Origin of the sequence: Micromonospora sp. D75 (assembly GCF_018070405.1) — a bacterium.
GTDB classification, from domain to species: Bacteria; Actinomycetota; Actinomycetes; order Mycobacteriales; family Micromonosporaceae; genus Micromonospora; species Micromonospora chalcea.
This window is the reverse complement of sequence record NZ_JAGPXV010000046.1, coordinates 1-17,596: the sequence shown is the minus strand read 5'-3', so window position 1 is coordinate 17,596 and position 17,596 is coordinate 1. Positions and strand designations below refer to the sequence as shown.

18 protein-coding genes and 1 pseudogene are annotated in these 17,596 nt (G+C 71.7%); 14 read left to right on the top strand and 5 right to left on the bottom strand.

Annotation, left to right across the window (positions count from 1 at the left end; genetic code table 11):
* The first annotated feature begins 139 nt into the window (after positions 1-139).
* Genes KBX39_RS05080 through dapF form a run of 3 tightly spaced genes read left to right on the top strand, consistent with a single transcriptional unit; the run spans position 140 to position 2,647 of the window.
* Positions 140-859, top strand: a complete 720-nt coding sequence (locus tag KBX39_RS05080; protein WP_209960455.1) for a hypothetical protein — start codon at positions 140-142, stop codon at positions 857-859.
* Entirely contained in the window at positions 856-1,761 is a 906-nt protein-coding gene (miaA, locus tag KBX39_RS05075) for a tRNA (adenosine(37)-N6)-dimethylallyltransferase MiaA (protein ID WP_209960457.1), read from the top strand. The genes KBX39_RS05080 and miaA overlap by 4 nt, the downstream gene beginning before the upstream one ends.
* 7 nt (positions 1,762-1,768) lie before the next feature.
* Entirely contained in the window at positions 1,769-2,647 is an 879-nt protein-coding gene (dapF, locus tag KBX39_RS05070) for a diaminopimelate epimerase (RefSeq protein WP_113971754.1), read from the top strand.
* A 722-nt stretch (positions 2,648-3,369) separates the two neighbouring features.
* On the opposite strand, the gene KBX39_RS05065 is transcribed toward dapF, so the two are convergent.
* Complete coding sequence (locus KBX39_RS05065) at positions 3,370-4,842, bottom strand: NAD-dependent malic enzyme (RefSeq protein WP_013284747.1); 1,473 nt, start codon at positions 4,840-4,842, stop codon at positions 3,370-3,372.
* Positions 4,843-5,011: 169 nt separating this feature from the next.
* On the opposite strand from KBX39_RS05065, the gene hflX reads away from it, so the two are divergent.
* On the top strand, positions 5,012-6,502 hold the full coding sequence (hflX, locus tag KBX39_RS05060; RefSeq protein ID WP_231915529.1) for a GTPase HflX: 1,491 nt from the start codon (positions 5,012-5,014) through the stop codon (positions 6,500-6,502).
* A 50-nt stretch (positions 6,503-6,552) separates the two neighbouring features.
* Positions 6,553-8,238, top strand: coding sequence for a hypothetical protein (locus KBX39_RS05055; RefSeq protein WP_210869372.1), 1,686 nt, complete (start codon positions 6,553-6,555; stop codon positions 8,236-8,238).
* 56 nt (positions 8,239-8,294) lie between these two features.
* On the opposite strand, the gene lexA is transcribed toward KBX39_RS05055, so the two are convergent.
* Positions 8,295-9,077, bottom strand: a complete 783-nt coding sequence (lexA, locus tag KBX39_RS05050) for a transcriptional repressor LexA (protein ID WP_043325711.1) — start codon at positions 9,075-9,077, stop codon at positions 8,295-8,297.
* 490 nt (positions 9,078-9,567) lie between these two features.
* Here lexA and nrdR point away from each other — a divergent pair, with 490 nt between their 5' ends.
* Together nrdR and KBX39_RS05040 are read left to right on the top strand one after the other, a co-directional pair.
* Positions 9,568-10,068 carry a transcriptional regulator NrdR gene (gene nrdR, locus KBX39_RS05045; RefSeq protein ID WP_013284751.1) on the top strand — a complete coding sequence of 167 codons (501 nt, stop codon included), beginning with the start codon at positions 9,568-9,570 and terminating at the stop codon, positions 10,066-10,068.
* Positions 10,069-10,102: 34 nt separating this feature from the next.
* Positions 10,103-13,000 (top strand): vitamin B12-dependent ribonucleotide reductase, encoded by a 2,898-nt coding sequence (locus tag KBX39_RS05040; protein ID WP_043325710.1) that lies wholly within the window; start codon positions 10,103-10,105, stop codon positions 12,998-13,000.
* Positions 13,001-13,069: 69 nt separating this feature from the next.
* Here the strand turns inward: KBX39_RS05040 and KBX39_RS05035 are convergent, their stop codons facing one another.
* Genes KBX39_RS05035 through KBX39_RS05025 form a run of 3 tightly spaced genes read right to left on the bottom strand, consistent with a single transcriptional unit; the run spans position 13,070 to position 14,324 of the window.
* Entirely contained in the window at positions 13,070-13,252 is a 183-nt protein-coding gene (locus KBX39_RS05035; RefSeq protein ID WP_082931023.1) for a DUF397 domain-containing protein, read from the bottom strand.
* A 52-nt stretch (positions 13,253-13,304) separates the two neighbouring features.
* Complete coding sequence (locus KBX39_RS05030; protein WP_210869370.1) at positions 13,305-13,472, bottom strand: DUF397 domain-containing protein; 168 nt, start codon at positions 13,470-13,472, stop codon at positions 13,305-13,307.
* A 9-nt stretch (positions 13,473-13,481) separates the two neighbouring features.
* Positions 13,482-14,324 carry a helix-turn-helix transcriptional regulator gene (locus tag KBX39_RS05025; RefSeq protein ID WP_047891729.1) on the bottom strand — a complete coding sequence of 281 codons (843 nt, stop codon included), beginning with the start codon at positions 14,322-14,324 and terminating at the stop codon, positions 13,482-13,484.
* Positions 14,325-14,453: 129 nt separating this feature from the next.
* Here KBX39_RS05025 and KBX39_RS05020 point away from each other — a divergent pair, with 129 nt between their 5' ends.
* The 7 genes and pseudogenes from KBX39_RS05020 to KBX39_RS04990 all read left to right on the top strand — a co-directional run.
* Complete coding sequence (locus tag KBX39_RS05020; RefSeq protein ID WP_064447123.1) at positions 14,454-14,642, top strand: hypothetical protein; 189 nt, start codon at positions 14,454-14,456, stop codon at positions 14,640-14,642.
* Positions 14,639-14,818, top strand: a complete 180-nt coding sequence (locus KBX39_RS05015; RefSeq protein WP_047891714.1) for a hypothetical protein — start codon at positions 14,639-14,641, stop codon at positions 14,816-14,818. The genes KBX39_RS05020 and KBX39_RS05015 overlap by 4 nt, the downstream gene beginning before the upstream one ends.
* A gap of 211 nt (positions 14,819-15,029) precedes the next feature.
* Positions 15,030-15,209, top strand: coding sequence for a hypothetical protein (locus tag KBX39_RS05010; RefSeq protein WP_064447124.1), 180 nt, complete (start codon positions 15,030-15,032; stop codon positions 15,207-15,209).
* Positions 15,210-15,258: 49 nt separating this feature from the next.
* Entirely contained in the window at positions 15,259-16,218 is a 960-nt protein-coding gene (locus tag KBX39_RS05005) for a DUF2332 domain-containing protein (RefSeq protein WP_210869368.1), read from the top strand.
* A gap of 73 nt (positions 16,219-16,291) precedes the next feature.
* Positions 16,292-16,942: a class I SAM-dependent methyltransferase gene (locus tag KBX39_RS05000; RefSeq protein WP_064447126.1), complete on the top strand. Its 651-nt coding sequence runs from the start codon at positions 16,292-16,294 to the stop codon at positions 16,940-16,942.
* 58 nt (positions 16,943-17,000) lie between these two features.
* Complete coding sequence (locus KBX39_RS04995; RefSeq protein WP_069089357.1) at positions 17,001-17,234, top strand: DUF5522 domain-containing protein; 234 nt, start codon at positions 17,001-17,003, stop codon at positions 17,232-17,234.
* An 86-nt stretch (positions 17,235-17,320) separates the two neighbouring features.
* Positions 17,321-17,596, top strand: a pseudogene (locus tag KBX39_RS04990) (hypothetical protein); the annotation flags it as partial.

The window sequence follows — 17,596 nt, the reverse complement described above, 5'->3', positions numbered from 1 at the left end:
ACTTTCTCCCGGCATTGTCACAGGTCCGACCCGGTCCGTGTCGAGCGCCTGCCGTCGACCGTGACCATACGGTGTCGTACGCCCTCGATGACCGGATCGGCGCGGGGACGCACCGGCGGATCCCGATAGGTTTGGGGGCGTGCCACTGGTCGCCGCCGCAGTCTGCCCCCATCCGCCGCTTATCGTGCCCGAGCTGGCCGGCGCCGCCGCGCCCGAGCTGGACGACCTGCGCGCCGCCGCCGACGCCGCTGTCGCACGGCTGCTCGCCGCCGGGCCCGAGGCGGTCCTGCTCGTCGGAGCAGGGCCGGAGACCGTCCGGTTCAACGCCGCCGACTGGGGTTCCCTGCGCGGCTTCGGGCTGGACCGGCCGGTGCGGCTGTGGAAGATCTCCTGCTCCGGCGCGGAGCGCCTGCCGCTGAGCCTGACCGTCGGCGCCTGGCTGCTCAACCGTTCCGGCACCGAGCTGCCCCGCCTGGCCCGGTCGGTGGCCCACGACGCCACACCGGCGCAGTGCGCGGCGTTCGGCGCGAGCCTGATCGCCGACGACGATCCGCGGGTCGCGCTGCTCGTGCTCGGTGACGGGTCCGCCTGCCGCGGCGTCAAGGCGCCGGGGTACGACGATCCGCGCGCCGAGGCGTACGACGAAGGGGTTGCGGTTGCCCTGGCCGACGCGGACACGGCGGCGCTGCGCGACCTGGACCCGGTGCTGTCGGCGCAGCTGCGGGTTGCCGGGCGCGCGCCGTGGCAGGTGCTGGCCGGAGCGGCCCGGGCGGCGGGCGGCGACTGGCGTGGTGACGTCAGCTACCAGGACGCGCCCTACGGCGTGGCCTACTTCGTGGCGAACTGGGAGCGGGCATGACCGTCGTGGCGGTGGTCGGGCCGACCGCGGCCGGGAAGTCGGCGCTGAGCATCGCGCTGGCGCACGCGCTCGGCGGCGAGGTGGTCAACGCCGACTCGATGCAGCTCTACCGGGGCATGGACATCGGCACCGCGAAGCTGACGCCGGCCGAACGCGAGGGTGTGCCGCATCACCTGCTGGACATCTGGCCGGTGACCGAGCCGGCGAGCGTCGCGGAGTACCAGGCGCTGGCCCGCGCTGCCGTCGACGACATCCTGGCCCGGGGGCGGGTGCCGCTGCTGGTCGGCGGCTCCGGGCTGTACGTGCGGGCGGTGCTCGAACAGTTCGAGTTCCCCGGCACCGACCCGGCGCTGCGGCAGCGGCTGGAGGCGGAGCTGGCCGCTGTCGGCCCGCTGCCGCTGCACGCGCGGCTGGCCGAGGCGGACCCGGGGGCGGCGGCGAGCATCCTGCCCACGAACGGACGGCGGATCGTGCGGGCGCTGGAGGTGATCGAGCTGACCGGCGCGCCGTTCACCGCGTCGCTGCCGTCGCCCACGCCGTACTACCCGTCGGTGCAGCTCGGCGTCGACCTGGACACCGCGTCGCTGGACGAGCGGATCGCGCTGCGGGTGGACCGGATGTGGGCCGACGGCCTGGTCGACGAGGTGCGGGCGCTGGTCGGCGAAGGGCTGCCCGAGGGGCGTACGGCCAGCCGGGCGCTCGGCTACCAGCAGGTGCTGCGGTTCCTGGCCGGGGAGCTGACCGAGGCCGAAGCGCACGAGGAGACCGTCCGCGCGACCCGCCGGTTCGTCCGCCGGCAGCGCTCCTGGTTCCGGCGCGACCCGCGCGTGCACTGGCTGGACTCGGCGTCGCCCACGTTTCTCGACACTGCCCTGCGGGTGGTCGCCGAGCATCGGCCATGATGGGGGCGTGGAGTTCACAAAGGGTCACGGCACCGGCAACGACTTCGTCATCCTGCCCGACCCGGACGGCACCCTCGACCTGACACCCGGCCTGGTGGCCGCGCTCTGCGACAGGCGGCGCGGCCTCGGCGGCGATGGCGTGCTGCGCGTCGTACGCGCCGCCAAGCACCCCGAGGGCGTCGCGCTCGCCGGTGAGGCCGAGTGGTTCATGGACTACTGGAACTCCGACGGCTCGTTCGCCGAGATGTGCGGCAACGGGGCCCGCGTGTTCGTCCGCTACCTGCTGGACCGTTCGCTGGCCGCCGCCTCGTCCTCGTCGTCCTCGTCGTCCTCGTCCTCGTCGGGCGGGACGCTGCCCATCGCCACCCGCGCCGGTCTGGTGCGGGCCCGGGTCGAGGGCGCGGACGTGGCGGTCGAGATGCGCCGCCCCCGGCTGTACGACACGGCGACCGCCACGCTCGGCGGGCTGACGCTGCCCGGTGCCGCGGTGGACGTCGGCAACCCGCACCTGGTGTGCGCGCTGCCCGCCGCGCTGGAGCTGACGGGCCTCGACCTGACCCGCGCGCCCGAGGTGGACGCCGGGACCTTCCCGGCCGGGGTGAACGTGGAGTTCACCACGCCCGGCGAGCCGGTGACCGGCGCCGACGCGCACGTGCTGATGCGGGTCTACGAGCGCGGCTCGGCCGAGACACTGTCCTGCGGCACCGGCGCGTGCGCGGTCGGCGCGGTGGCGTTGCGCGACGCGGGGCTCGACACCGGCACGGTGGCGGTGGACGTACCGGGCGGACGCCTGACGGTCACGGTGACAGCCGACTCCTGCTGGCTGTCGGGCCCGGCGGTCCTGGTGGCGACCGGCACCCTGACCCCGTCCGCCCTGACCCCCTGACCGCGCCCTCTCCGTCTGCGGCGCCCCCCTTCGCGGTTGATCAAGGAGTTTGCGGGGGATTTCCGGCGTCCCAGTGACACGAACTCCTTGGTCAACTTGGGGTGTTCGCGGCCCTGGCACGCGGGGCCTTGTCCGTACCATCCCGCCCTGGCGCGCTGCCGCCCGGCATGATCAACACCGGCTCGCCGAAGTGGTGGTGTCGCGGAGCCTCTGATGGCACCACTTCGGGGAACTGGTGTTGATCAAGGGCGATGATGCCGCCACTTCGGGGAAGTGGAGTCGAGCAAGCCGGGGTGAGGGGGCATTTGTCCGACTTGCTCCCCTCGGGGTGGGGCGCTGTTGTGGATCTTGGAGGATTAGGGTCCCTCTGGCCCCTATGAGAGCCCTTTCCTTCCAAGATCTCGCGTGGACGCGCGTCGGGCGACGCGCGTCCACGCGGGTGCGGGTGGCGTGCGTAGCCGAAGAAGTGCGCGCGTGTGCTGAGAAGAGCGTCTGAGCCGGGCAACTCGCGTGCGGTGGAAGCCACGCCCCTGTCCCGGAAGCTGCTGGTGTGCCCGAATCGGCACGTGCACCCAGAAGCCGTGCGCGTGCCCGGAACACGCGCGCTCGTGTCTCCGACCGGGCAGGGGCGTGCCCCGCGAGGAGGCGCTGCCCTGCGAGGAGGCGCTGTCCCGCGAGGAGGCGCTGCCCTGCGAGAGGGCGCCGCGAGCGGGAGGAACGCGTCAGGGGGTGGCGCTGGCGTTGGCGGCGATCTCGGGCAGGTCCGCCGGGCCCGGGTCGGCCGCCGGCGCCGGCGTGGCGGCCGGGTTCTGGGCGGCGGCCCGCACCGCGGCGGCCACCGCCGGGGCGACCCGGGAGTCGAAGACGCTCGGCACGATCACCGTTGGGTTGATCTTGTCTTCGCCGACCACGTCCGCGATGGCCCGGGCGGCGGCGAGCGCCATCTCCTCGGTGAACTCCTCGGCGTGCGCGTCGAGCATGCCGCGGAACACGCCGGGGAAGGCGAGCACGTTGTTGATCTGGTTGGGCTGGTCGGAGCGGCCGGTGGCGACCACGGCGGCGTACTTGCGCGCCTCGCGCGGGTCCACCTCCGGGTCGGGGTTCGCCAGCGCGAAGACGATCGAGTCCTTCGCCATGGCGGCGACGTCCTCGCCGGTGAGCAGGTTCGGCGCGCTCACGCCGATGAACACGTCCGCGCCGCGTACCGCACCGGCCAGGTCACCGGAGTAGTTCTCCTTGTTGGTGTTCTCGGCCAGCCACTGCCAGGCCGGGTTGAGGTCCGGCAGGCCGCGGTGCAGGGCGCCCTGGCGGTCGTACGCGATGATGTCGCCCACGCCCTGGCGCAGCAGCAGCTTCATGATCGCGGTGCCGGCCGCGCCGGCGCCGGAGACCACGACCCGGACGTCCGCGAGCTGCTTGCCCACGACGCGCAGCGCGTTCGTCAGCGCGGCCAGCACGCAGATCGCGGTGCCGTGCTGGTCGTCGTGGAAGACCGGGATGTCCAGCGCCTCGCGCAGCCGGGCCTCGATCTCGAAGCAGCGCGGCGCGGCGATGTCCTCCAGGTTGATGCCGCCGTACGCGGGCGCGATCGCCTTGACGATCGCCACGATCTCGTCGGTGTCCTGGGTGTCCAGCACCACCGGCCAGGCGTCCACCCCGCCGAAGCGCTTGAACAGGGCGGCCTTGCCCTCCATCACCGGCAGCGACGCGGCCGGGCCGAGGTTGCCCAGGCCGAGCACGGCGGTGCCGTCGCTGACCACGGCGACGGTGTTGCGCTTGATGGTGAGCCGGCGCGCGTCGGCCGGGTTCTCCGCGATGGCCATGCAGACCCGGGCCACGCCCGGGGTGTACGCGCGGGACAGCTCGTCGCGGGTACGCAGCGCGACCTTCGGGGTCACCTCGATCTTGCCGCCGAGGTGCAGCAGGAACGTGCGGTCGGAGACCTTGCGGACGTCCACCCCGTCGAGCGCGGTGAGCGCGTCGACGACCTGGTCGGCGTGCCCGGCGTCGGCGGTGTCGCAGGTGAGGTCGACGATCACGTGCGCGGGGTCGGAGTCGACCACGTCCAGCGCGGTGACGATGGCCCCGGCCTCGCCGGCGGCGGTGGTGAGCCGGCCGATGGAGGAGGCGTCGGCGGGTACCGCGATCCGGATGGTGATGGAGAATCCGGCACTCGGCAGTCGTGTGTTGGCCACGAGAAACTCCTCCGTCGGCGCTGAGCGGCTCGACTGGCATTTCTACTCGCCCGCGCAGGTCGCCCGGCATCCGCCCCCGCTACCGGTCAGTAGCGTCACGGGCATAAGGCAGGTGCGCCGGGCGTTGTCACATGTCAGGATTGCTGTCACGCGCCGAAAATTCTCGGCGATGCACATAACGGACAGGAGACGCAGTTTGCGCGAGCAGGAGACCTTCCATCCCTACACCGACGACGAGCTCGAGGCCACCACGGGCGAGTACGAGCTGTCGGAGCGGCAGGCGCTGCGGCGGGTCCCCGGCCTCTCCACCGAACTCACAGACATCACCGAGGTCGAATACCGCCAGCTGCGGCTGGAGCGGGTCGTCCTGGTCGGCGTCTGGACCGAGGGCACCCAGACCGACGCCGACAACAGCCTCACCGAACTGGCGGCGCTGGCCGAGACGGCCGGCTCGCAGGTGCTCGAAGGGCTGATCCAGCGCCGGCACCGGCCCGACCCGGCCACGTACATCGGTCGCGGCAAGGTCGACGACCTGGGCGCGGTGGTGCTGTCCACCGGCGCCGACACCATCATCTGCGACGGTGAGCTGTCGCCGTCGCAGCTGCGCAACCTGGAGCAGCGCACCAAGGTCAAGGTGGTCGACCGGACCGCCCTGATCCTCGACATCTTCGCCCAGCACGCCAAGAGCAAGGAGGGCAAGGCGCAGGTCGAGCTGGCCCAGCTCGAATACCTGCTGCCGCGCCTGCGCGGTTGGGGCGAGACGCTGTCCCGGCAGACCGGCGGTAGCGGTCGCGGCGGTGGCGCCGGCGGCGGCGTGGGCCTGCGCGGTCCCGGTGAGACCAAGCTGGAGACCGACCGTCGGCGTATCCGCCACCGCATCGCGCGGCTGCGCCGCGAGATCAAGAGCATGGCGACGGTACGCCAGACCAAGCGCTCCCGGCGCACCCGTAACGCGGTGCCGGCGGTGGCCATCGCCGGCTACACCAACGCCGGCAAGTCCAGCCTGCTCAACCGCCTCACCGGGGCGGGCGTGCTGGTGGAGAACGCGCTGTTCGCCACGCTGGACCCGACCACCCGCCGCGCCACCACGTCCGACGGGCGGCTCTACACGCTGTCCGACACGGTCGGCTTCGTCCGGCACCTGCCGCACCAGATCGTTGAGGCGTTCCGCTCGACGCTGGAGGAGGTCGCCGACGCGGACCTGGTCGTGCACGTGGTCGACGGCACCCACCCGGACCCGGAGGAGCAGGTCCGGGCGGTACGCGAGGTGCTCGCCGAGGTGGGCGCCGACCGGCTGCCGGAGCTCCTGGTGGTGAACAAGACCGACGCCACCGACGAGGAGACGATGCTGCGGCTCAAGCGGCTGTGGCCGGACGCCGTGTTCGTCTCCGCGCACAGTGGCCGCGGGATCGACGAGCTGCGCGAGGCGGTCGAGCGCCGGCTGCCCCGGCCGGCCGTCGAGGTGCGCGTCGTGCTCCCGTACGACCGGGGTGACCTGGTCGCCCGGGCGCACCGGCAGGGTGAGGTGCTCAGCACCGCTCACCTGCCCGAGGGCACGCTGCTGCACGTACGGGTGGGCCAGGGGCTCGCCGCCGAGCTCGCGCCCTACCGGGCGGGGGATCGGCTGACCAGCGACGAGCGGGTGGGCGCCGGACGGTGAGCCGTCCGGCGTCACCCGCCGGAAACCCGCGTCGTGCGACACTGAGCGTCATGCGGCACGTTGTCTCCTCGGTCACGCTCGCGCTCGGCCTGGTCGGCGCGGTCGTGGCGCCGGCCGGGCCGGCCCCGGCGGCTCCCGCCGCGGCCCCCGTGCTGGCCGCGGCTCCCAAGAAGAAGTGCACGGTCGAGGACAACCGCCTCCGTGAGCTGTCCGGCCTGATCGCCACCAGCAGCGGGTACGTCGTGATCAACGACGGCACCGACGACCCCAGCCGCAAGCGGGTCTTCTACCTGGACGCCAAGTGCAAGGTCGAGAAGGAGGTCCGGTACTCCGGTGACGGGCCCTTCGACACGGAGGACCTGGCGCTCGGCCCGGACCGCAAGACCCTCTGGATCGCCGACACCGGCGACAACGTGGAGAAGAAGACCCGCCGGGAGCGGGTCGCGGTCTGGACGATGCCGCTCAGCGGCGCGAAGCAGCCCGTGCTGCACCGGCTCAGCTACCCGGGCAAGGAGCCGCACGACGCGGAGGCCCTGCTCGTCGGCGACGACAACATGCCGCTGGTGATCACCAAGGACCTGTCCGGCAAGTCGGAGATCTTCACGCCGACGGTGAAGCTGAAGACCGCCGGCGACCCCGAGCCGATCCCGATGAAGAAGGTCGGCGAGGTCACGCTGCCGAAGACCGACACCGAGAACAAGCTCGGGTCGCCCGGGCGAGCGCTGGTGACCGGCGCGGCCCGTTCACCCGACGGCAGCAAGGTCGTGCTGCGCACGTACGCCGACGCGTTCGAGTTCGACGTGTCCGGCGGCGACATCGTCAAGGCGCTGACCACAGGTAAGCCCCGGATCACCCCGCTGGCCGACCCGTTCGGCGAGGCGATCTCGTACACGCCCGACGGCAAGTTGTTCGTCACCGTCTCCGACGGCGGGACGCTGGACGACTCGGATCCGATCGACATTCTCAGCTACACGCCGTCCACCAGTGGCGCGGAGGCGCTCCCGAACGGCGGCAAGGCCGAGACGAAGGCGGCCGCCGAGAAGTCCTGGCTCGAAGGGCTCTCACTCGACGAGATCACGTACCTGATCGCGGCGGTCGGGGTGATCGGCGCGCTCCTGGTCGGCGCGGGCGTCTTCGGGATCCTGCGGTCGCGGCGCAAGCCCGCGCCGCGGGCCGAGGAGCCGGAGCGCAGCGGCGAGTTCCCGGTGAACGGCGGGTTCCCGTCGGCGGAACGGCCGGAGGCACCGCGCGGCGGGGTCTACGGCGGGGGCCAGGGCGGCGTCTACGGTGGCGCGGCGAACGGCGACCGTCCGCCCTCGGGCGGCGTCTACGGCGGTGGCCGGCCGGGTGGCGGCGTGTACGGCGGCGGCCCTCAGGAGGGCGGCCGTGGCCAGGGCGGTGGCCGTCCCCCGGGCGGCACCCGTCCGCAGGGTGGTGGGGTGTACGGCGGTGGCGCCCCGGCCGGCGGCGGAGGTCGCGGTGGCGGTGTCTACGGCGGTGGCCAGGGCGGCGGCGGCCAGGGCGGTTCGGGTCGTGGCGGTCAGGGTGGCGGCCCGGGCGGGCCCGGTTACCGCGGGCAGCCCGGTGGCGGGCCGCGCGGAGGCGGCGGCCGGGCCGAGCCGCCGCGTCGCGGCCAGGACCCGCGTGGCGCGCGCCGCGACGACGGCTACGACGATCGGGGTCAGTACGGCCCGGTGTCCGGTGGTGGCCGGGAGTACCGGGGCGACCGCTACTGAGACGACACGGAAAAGGGGGTGACCGCGACGGTCACCCCCTTTCCGCTGCTGTGGGGTCAGATGCGGCGCAGCACCGCCACCACGCGACCCATGATGGTGGCGTCGTCGCCGGGGATCGGGTCGAAGGCCGGGTTCTGCGGCATCAGCCAGACGTGCCCGTCCCGCCGCCGGTAGGTCTTGACCGTCGCCTCGCCGTCGAGCATCGCGGCGACGATGTCGCCGACCTCGGCGTTGGGCTGCTGCCGGACGACCACCCAGTCGCCGTCGCAGATCGCCGCGTCGAGCATCGAGTCGCCCTTGACCTGGAGCATGAAGACCTCGCCCTCGCCGACCAGCTCGCGGGGGAGGGGGAAGATGTCCTCCACCGCCTGCTCGGCCAGGATCGGCCCACCGGCGGCGATGCGACCCAGCATCGGCACGTACGCCGGGGTGGGGCGCTGCGCGCGGGCGGCCTCGTCGTCGGCCTCGCCCGGGGCCCGGACGTCGACGGCGCGTGGCCGGTTCGGGTCGCGGCGCAGGAAGCCCTTCTTCTCCAACTCCTTGAGCTGGTAGGCGACGCTGGACGGGGAGACCAGGCCGACCGCCTCACCGATCTCGCGCACGCTCGGCGGGTAGCCGTGCCGCTCGACCCAGGTGCGGATGAACTCCAGGATCCGCCGCTGCCGGGCGGTCAGGTCGACGCTCGTCGGGTCGGGGAAGCTGCTCACCACCGGCGTGACCGGGCGTACCGCCGCCGGGGCGGTGCGGCTGCGGGCGGCGCGGGGGCGGCGGGTCGCCGGAGGACCCGCCCCGTCGTTCGGCTGCGGGTTCTTCTGCCGGCTGGCCCGGTCCTCGGTCACGTCCGTCCCTCCCTGGTCGGCGCTGGGGTGCCTCGTCGGCTCGTGGTGCGTGTGGTCTGACCGTATAGGTGAGATCGGTCATTTTCAAACATCTGTACGACCTGCTGTCGGCGTGTCGTGCCGAATTCCTGGATTTCCGAACTGTTGTTCTGATAGAAGGGTACGCCGCTCGTACAGATGTTCCATTGCGGCGGGCCGTGTCCAGCGCGGGAGGCCGTCCGTTGGGCTCCTCGGCGGGGTCGGGCCGACCGTGATTCTGATGACGCGCCGGACACGCCCGCCAACTTGACCTCGCTTGGGGTTCGGCATACGGTCGACCCCTAGATGTAGTAGTCACACGGGCGTAAGTCGCCCACAGGTTGGGTTCAACTACCGAACGCACTCCCGCACCGCGCATCCGGCGACGGTCATCGGACGATGACTCCGCCGTGCCGACGTGTGCCCGGGAGCCGGTAGGTGTGCCCGCGATCGACGCCAGGAGGTCGGGCCCATGCGCTGTCCGTACTGCCGGCACGCCGACTCCCGGGTGGTCGACTCGCGGGAGGCCGACGACGGCCAGCTCATCCGGCGGCGGCGGTCCTGCCCGGAGTGCGGCAAACGGTTCACCACCGTCGAGGAGGCGGTGCTCGCGGTGGTCAAGCGCAGCGGGGTGACCGAGCCGTTCAGCCGTACGAAGATCATCGGCGGGGTGCGCAAGGCGTGCCAGGGGCGGCCGGTCGACGACGACTCGATCGCGCTGCTGGCACAGAAGGTCGAGGAGACCGTACGGGCCAAGGGGGCGGCCGAGATCCCCAGCCACGAGGTGGGCCTGGCCATCCTCGGCCCGTTGCGCGACCTCGACGAGGTGGCCTACATGCGGTTCGCCAGCGTCTACCGGTCCTTCGACTCGCTCGCCGACTTCGAGCGGGAGATCGAGACGCTGCGGGCCGCCGCGCGCGCCCGGGAGGGCGCCGGTGCCGGTGCGGCGGACGCCGCCGGCGCGATCAGCTGACATTTTCGGGTTTCTGACAGGTACACGAGGCGCGGTGGGTGACCGTGCCGACGAGGGGGGCGAGGGCGTGACGACCAGCAGGTCACGGAACAAGGCCGGGGCGGGGCTGAAGATCGAGCGCGTCTGGACGACCGAGGGGGTGCATCCCTACGACGAGGTCACCTGGGAGCGCCGCGACGTCGTCATGACGAACTGGCGGGACGGCTCGATCAACTTCGAGCAGCGCGGGGTGGAGTTCCCCGAGTCCTGGTCGGTGAACGCGGCGAACATCGTGACCACCAAGTACTTCCGGGGCGCGGTGGGGACCCCGGAGCGGGAGTGGTCGCTGCGGCAGCTGATCGACCGGGTGGTCGACACCTACCGCACCGCCGGTGAGGAGTACGGCTACTTCGCCACCCCGGCCGACGCCGAGGTGTTCGCGCACGAGCTGACCTGGATGCTGCTGCACCAGGTGTTCAGCTTCAACTCGCCGGTGTGGTTCAACGTCGGCACGCCGTCGCCGCAGCAGGTCAGCGCCTGCTTCATCCTGTCGGTCGACGACTCGATGGACTCCATCCTCGACTGGTACAAGGAGGAGGGGCGGATCTTCCAGGGCGGCTCGGGCGCCGGGGTGAACCTGTCCCGCATCCGTTCCTCGAAGGAACTGCTCTCCTCCGGCGGCACCGCCTCCGGCCCGGTCAGCTTCATGCGCGGCGCGGACGCCTCCGCCGGCACCATCAAGTCCGGCGGCGCCACCCGGCGCGCGGCCAAGATGGTCATCCTCGACGTCGACCACCCGGACATCGAGGAGTTCGTGGCGACCAAGGCGCGCGAGGAGGACAAGATCCGCGCGCTGCGCGACGCCGGGTTCGACATGGACCTGGGCGGCGCCGACATCGTCAGCGTGCAGTACCAGAACGCCAACAACTCGGTCCGCGTCTCCGACGAGTTCATGACCGCCGTGGAGAACGGTGGCGGCTTCGACCTGCGCGGCCGGCTCGACGGGCAGACCATCGAGACGATCGACGCGAAGAAGCTGTTCCGCACCATCTCCCAGGCCGCGTGGGAGTGCGCCGACCCGGGCCTGCAGTACGACGACACCATCAACGACTGGCACACCTGCCCGGAGACCGGGCGGATCACCGCGTCGAACCCGTGCTCGGAGTACCTGCACCTGGACAACTCCTCGTGCAACCTGGCCTCGCTGAACCTGATGAAGTTCCTGCGCGCCGACGGCGGCTTCGAGGTGGAGAAGTTCGTCAAGTCGGTCGAGTTCGTCATCACCGCGATGGACATCTCGATCTGCTTCGCCGACTTCCCGACCGAGAAGATCGGTGAGACCACCCGCGCCTACCGGCAGCTCGGCATCGGGTACGCCAACCTGGGCGCGCTGCTGATGGCCTCCGGCCTGCCGTACGACTCGGAGCAGGGCCGGGAGGTGTCCGCCGCGATCACCTCGCTGATGACCGGCACCGCCTACCGCCGGTCCGCCGAACTGGCCGGCATCGTCGGCCCGTACGACGGCTACGCCCGCAACGCCGAGCCGCACAAGCGGGTCATGCGCAAGCACGCCGCCGCCAACGACGCGATCAAGCCGACCGGCACCGTGGGCACCGCCGTGCAGCGCGAGGCGACCAAGCAGTGGACGCTGGGCAACAAGCTCGGTGACAAGCACGGCTGGCGCAACTCGCAGGCCAGCGTGCTCGCCCCGACCGGCACCATCGGCCTGATGATGGACTGCGACACCACCGGCGTCGAGCCGGACCTGGCGTTGGTGAAGTTCAAGAAGCTGGTCGGTGGCGGCTCGATGCAGATCGTCAACCAGACCGTGCCGCGCGCCCTGCGCAGCCTCGGCTACCCCGAGGAGCAGGTCGAGGCGATCGTCGAGCACATCGCCGACCACGGCCACGTGGTGGACGCCCCGGGCCTCAAGCCGGAGCACTACCCGGTCTTCGACTGCGCCATGGGCGAGCGCTCGATCGCGCCGATGGGCCACGTGCGGATGATGGCGGCCGTCCAGCCGTTCATCTCCGGCGCCATCTCCAAGACGGTCAACATGCCGGAGCAGGCCACCGTCGAGGACGTCGAGAAGATCTACTTCGAGGGCTGGAAGCTCGGCCTCAAGGCGCTGGCGATCTACCGGGACAACTGCAAGGTCGGCCAGCCGCTGTCGGCGGCGAAGAAGAACAAGAGCACCGTCGAGACCCAGGCCCCGGCCGCCGAGCCGGAGAAGGTCGTGGAGAAGGTCGTCGAGTACCGCCCGGTGCGCAAGCGGCTGCCGAAGAAGCGCCCGTCGGAGACCATCTCCTTCTCGGTCGGCGGCGCGGAGGGCTACCTCACCGCCTCGTCGTACCCGGACGACGGTCTCGGCGAGGTCTTCCTCAAGATGTCGAAGCAGGGCTCGACCCTGGCCGGCGTGATGGACGCCTTCTCGGTGGCCATCTCCATCGGTCTCCAGTACGGCGTCCCGCTGGAGACGTACGTCAGCAAGTTCACCAACATGCGCTTCGAGCCGGCCGGCATGACCGACGACCCGGACGTGCGGATGGCCGCCTCGGTGATGGACTACATCTTCCGTCGCCTGGCGCTGGACTTCCTGCCGTACGACCGCCGCGCCGAGCTGGGCATCTTCACCGCCAAGGAGCGGGCCGCCCAGCTCGCGGCCGAGGCGGAGGCGGAGGCGAGCGGTGCGGACCTCACCGCGATGGCCGCCTCCGCCCCGGTCGAGGCGCCGGAGCCGAAGACCGGCCCGGTCGCGCAGCCGGCGCAGGAGATGGCCGACGTCGCCGCGGTCAAGCCCGCTCCGGTGGTGGGTTCCAGCACGGAGCTGCTGGAGGCCGTGATCGGCAAGGCCGCCGACGCGCCGCTCTGCTTCACCTGCGGCACGAAGATGCGGCCCGCCGGTAGCTGCTACGTCTGCGAGGGCTGCGGCTCCACCAGCGGCTGCAGCTGACGACCGACCGAAGACGCGAGCGCGGCAGGACCCCCCTGCCGCGCTCGCGCGTGCTTTGGCGAGTCGGGCTCAGCGCAGGGTACGGAGGAACACCTGCCACGGCTGACGCCCAAAGCGCAGAACCGGGCCGGACGCATCCTTGCTGTCGCGGATCAGGATGCTCCCGTTGACTGCGGCAATCTCAACGCACGCTCCGCCGTTGTTGTCGCTGCGACTCGATTTGCGCCACTTGATGCCGATCCGGTCTGTCATGCCACCTCCATTTCCTGCCAGCGCCTGGCACGAGCACCGCCGAGGTGGGCGCTCAGCGCAGGGTGCGGAGGAACGCTTGCCACGGCTGACGCTTGAAGCGTAGAACCGCGCCGCCTACATCCTTGCTGTCGCGGACTTCTACTGCCTGGTCGGCGTATCTCGCTTCGACGCAGGCTCCGTTGGTGCCGCTCCGGGTGCTCTTGCGCCACTGCGAGTCCACGTCCGCCTCCTACTCCACGGGCAGCGCGCCTCGGATTGCTTTGATCATTGCCGCCGAGTCGGTTGGCGACAGGGCCGCGGCGCGCAGGCTGTTGAACACCACCGTACAGCGGCGCACATCCTCGCCCTCCGCGTAGAGATCGCCCGTCAAACCCTCGATGTACACCACGCTGGGGCCGTCAGCGAAGTTGAGGATGTGGAAGCTCGACAGCATGGAAGCGTAGGCACCTTCCCGGAACGGGATCACCTGGACCGTGACGTTCCATCGGCTGCCGGCGTCGAGCAAGGCGGTGAGCTGGTCGGCCATGACGGCTGCACCACCGATCTGGCGGTGCAGGACTGCTTCGTCCAGTACAGCTACCAGGCGGAGCTTGCCCGACGAGATCAGCTCCTGGCGGTGCGTCCGGACGGCGACTCGCCTCTCGACCGCCTCGGGTGAAGGTTCGAAGGCATCCTCCGCCATCATCGCCCGCGAGTATGCCGGTGTCTGGAGCAGGCCCGGCACGACAAGCGTCTCGAAGGTCTGCACCTCCTCGGCTGCGGATTCCAATCCGATGTACTGCCGATACGACGAGGGTAGATCCCCGTATTTCGCCCACCAGCCGCGCTGCTTCCCGGTGCGCGCCATCGACAGCAGCGTGTCGCGCAGTTCGGCATCGGTGACGCCGTAGCGATCAAGCAGCGCGTTGAGCGCAGGGCCTTTGATACCGACCCGACCGGCCTCGATGCGGCGCAGGGTGCTCGCGGTCACCTCGATTGCCGCCGCTGCTTCCTCGGCGGTGACATCGGCCTGCTCTCGCGCTTTGCGTAACTGCGCCCCGAGCTGGAAGCGAACGAAGGTCGGACTTTCCATGCCGGTGATTGTGCCGCCGGCCGGCGTGCGGTGGACACGCGACACGCCCGCACGACATGCGCGCACATCGTTGACTGACTGAAAATGCGCGCGCAAAATTACCCGCGCATGAACAAAGTAGGAGGCGGCATGCGTGCTCGTGTGTCGTACGAGGAGTACGTGTTGGCGGTCGCGCTGACCCTCGCCCGGCGGCACCGTCCGGTGTGGTCCTGGCGACGCTGGCGGTGGATCTGCCGCTGCGGTGCGGAACTGCCGTGCCGCGCACGCCATCGCATCCCGATCCGTCGCGGCCACTGGCCGGGTGAGGAGCAGACGTGACGGAGCCGCAGGTCCGGCAGATCCTGTCGGTACACGTACCCGGCATCGACGGCTTCTGCACGGGGTGCCGGGCATGGTGGGCGCGTCTGTGCCCGTACCCCTGTCAGCAGGTCGAATGGGCGGCCCGCAGGCAGGCGCGGACCGCCACCCGGCGCTTCCTGGACGGCCTCCGGTGACCACCCACGGGCCGGTTCTTCCGGTGTGGAGCTGCGGTGGGTGTGGCGCTCCGTGGCCCTGCCCGACGCGGCGTCGCGAGCTGCGGGCCGAGTTCGCCGGAGCGCCGGTGTCGTTGAGCTTGTACATGGGGTCCTATCTGGTGTGGGCGGCGGAGGATCTGACCTGGGTACCGGCCGGGGTGTTGCATCAGCGCTTCCTCGGGTGGGTGCGATGAGTGTCATTCGGCCGGGCGACGAACGGTTCCACTACTGCGACGGCTCGCACCGGTGGGTGCCGCTCGATCCGGACTTTGACCAGGAGGTCTGGGAGGCCATGGTGCGCGAGCACCAACAGCGGCACCTGGAGGAGATCTCCCGAGGGCTTCGTCCCCGTCGGCCCAAACTTCCGTAGGTGCCCACTGTCACAGCCCATCGCGTACGCGAGCTGGAATGCTCGGGGGATGAGCACGACCGACATCTATCGGGTCTTCGCCGAGCGTGAGACGCGCGGCGTGTCCCCGGCGTACGAGCGGTTGTCGCGGGTGGTCGCCGGTGACCCGGAGTTGCTCGCCCTGCTCGACACGCTGCCGCCGGCCAAGCGTCAGCCGAACCTGCTGTTCGGGGTGGTGCGGCTGCGCGGCGGGCCGGTGGACGACCCGGCGGCGTTCCGCGCGTACGTGATGGGGCACTGGCCGGACGTGGCGGCGCAGATGCGGGTGCGGGCGACGCAGACGAACGAGGCGGGACGCTGCGCGGCTCTGCTGCCGGTGCTCGCCGCGTTGCCGCAGCCGCTGGCGTTGCTGGAGGTCGGCGCCTCCGCCGGGCTGTGCCTCTACCCGGACCGGTACGCCTACCGCTACGGCGATCGGCGGATCGGCGACGGCGAGCCGTTGCTCGACTGTGACCTGACCGGCACCGAGCCGCCGCAGCGGCTGCCCGAGGTGGTGTGGCGGGCCGGGCTGGACGTGAACCCGCTCGACGTCACCGACCCGGCGGACCGGGCCTGGCTGGAGGCGCTGATCTGGCCGGAGCACCGGCACCGCCGGGACCGGCTGCGCGTCGCGGCGGCGGTCGCGGCGGCCGATCCGCCACTGCTGGTACGCGGGGACCTGGTGGACGACCTGCCGGCGCTGGCCGAGCAGGCCCCGGCCGGGGCGACGCTCGTGGTGTTCCACAGCTCGGTGCTCTACCAGGTGCCGAAGGCGCGCCGGGACGCGTTCACCGCGCTGGTACGGACGCTGCCCGGTCACTGGATCGCCAACGAGGACCCGTCCGTGCTGCCGCACGCGGCGCTGCCCGAGCCACCCGCCGAAGGCTTCCACAACGTGCTGGCCCTGGACGGCCGCCCCCTGGCCTGGACCAGAGGCCACGGCCAGGCCCTCACCTGGCTCCCCACCCCCACCCCAACCCCGAGCGCGTGATCATGAAGTTGGCGGTGCGACACGCCGACGCGGCGACCGTCAACTTCATGATCGAGGGGTGGGGCAGGTGGGTGTGAGCGAACCCGGGTGGCTGGTGGAGACGCGAGCCGCGTACGACACGGTCGCCGAGGACTACGCGCGGCTGCTGCCCGACGTGGTGGAACCACCGCTGGACCGGGCGCTGCTGGCCGCGTACGCCGAGACGGTCGGGCCGGGCCGGCCGGTGCTGGAAGTGGGCTGCGGCACCGGTCGCGTCACCGCCCACCTGCACCGGCTCGGCCTGGACATCGGCGGCGTCGACCTGTCGCCCGGCATGGTGGCGGTGGCCCGCCGCGCGTACCCGGAGCTGCGTTTCGAGGTGGGCTCGCTGACCGAGCTGACCGTGCCCGACGCCTCGCTGGCCGGGCTGGTCTCCTGGTACTCGATCATCCACCTGCCACCGGAGCTGCTGCCCGGGGTGTTCGCCGGTTTCCACCGGGCGCTCGCCCCGGGCGGTCACCTGCTCCTCGCGGTCAAGGCCGGTGACCGGTGCGTACGGCTGGAGCGGGCGTACGGCCACGACGTCGCGTACGACGTGCACTGGCTGCCGCCGGAACGACTGGCCGCGCAACTCGCGACGGCCGGGTTCACGGTCTCGGCGACGCTGGTCCGCGCGCCGGTCGCCACGGAGCGGCAGTCCCAGGCGTTCCTGCTGGCCGAGCGGACCATCCGTGGGGGATGTTAAAAGGGGGCCCCTCCTATGCAGAAAACGTTAAGCAGGGGCCCTTCCTTACACTTCAGCGGTGCGTGACGAGCTGGCGGACCGGCCGCTTACCGAACCGCACCCGTCGCGGCTGTCGCCGGATCACCCGGGGCGGGACCGGATCCTGGCCGTGCACGCCGCCGCCCTGGCCGCCGGGGAGGCCGGCTACCTGGACCCGGAGACCGGACTGTTCGTGCTCAGCGCGGGCTTCCTGGCCCGGCGAGGGACGTGCTGCGGGCGAGGATGTCGGCACTGTCCGTACGTAACCGATTAGGGGCTTCCGTCCCCGCGCGGGCACGCCGTACGGTGTCCGACGGAACTCCGGCGGGTCGGACCCGCCGCCGACCGCGGAGGTCTCCCGTGCGTGCCCGAATCTGGCTGGCCGTGCCGGCCGTCCTGCTCGCCGCCGGCTGCGCCGAGGAAGCCCCGACGGTCGACGTGCCGACGGAGCCGCGCCCACCGGTCGCGGTCGCGGCCGCCTCCTCGGGCGGCGCCTGCCGGCTGCTCGACTTCGCGGTGATCGCCGAGCACACCGGTGGCGAGTTCGACGTGGCCGCCGCCACCGAGCGGGGCGACACGCACACCTGCGTGGTGCGCGCGGCCGGGGCGGTGCTGCCGGAGCTGACGCTGTCGGTC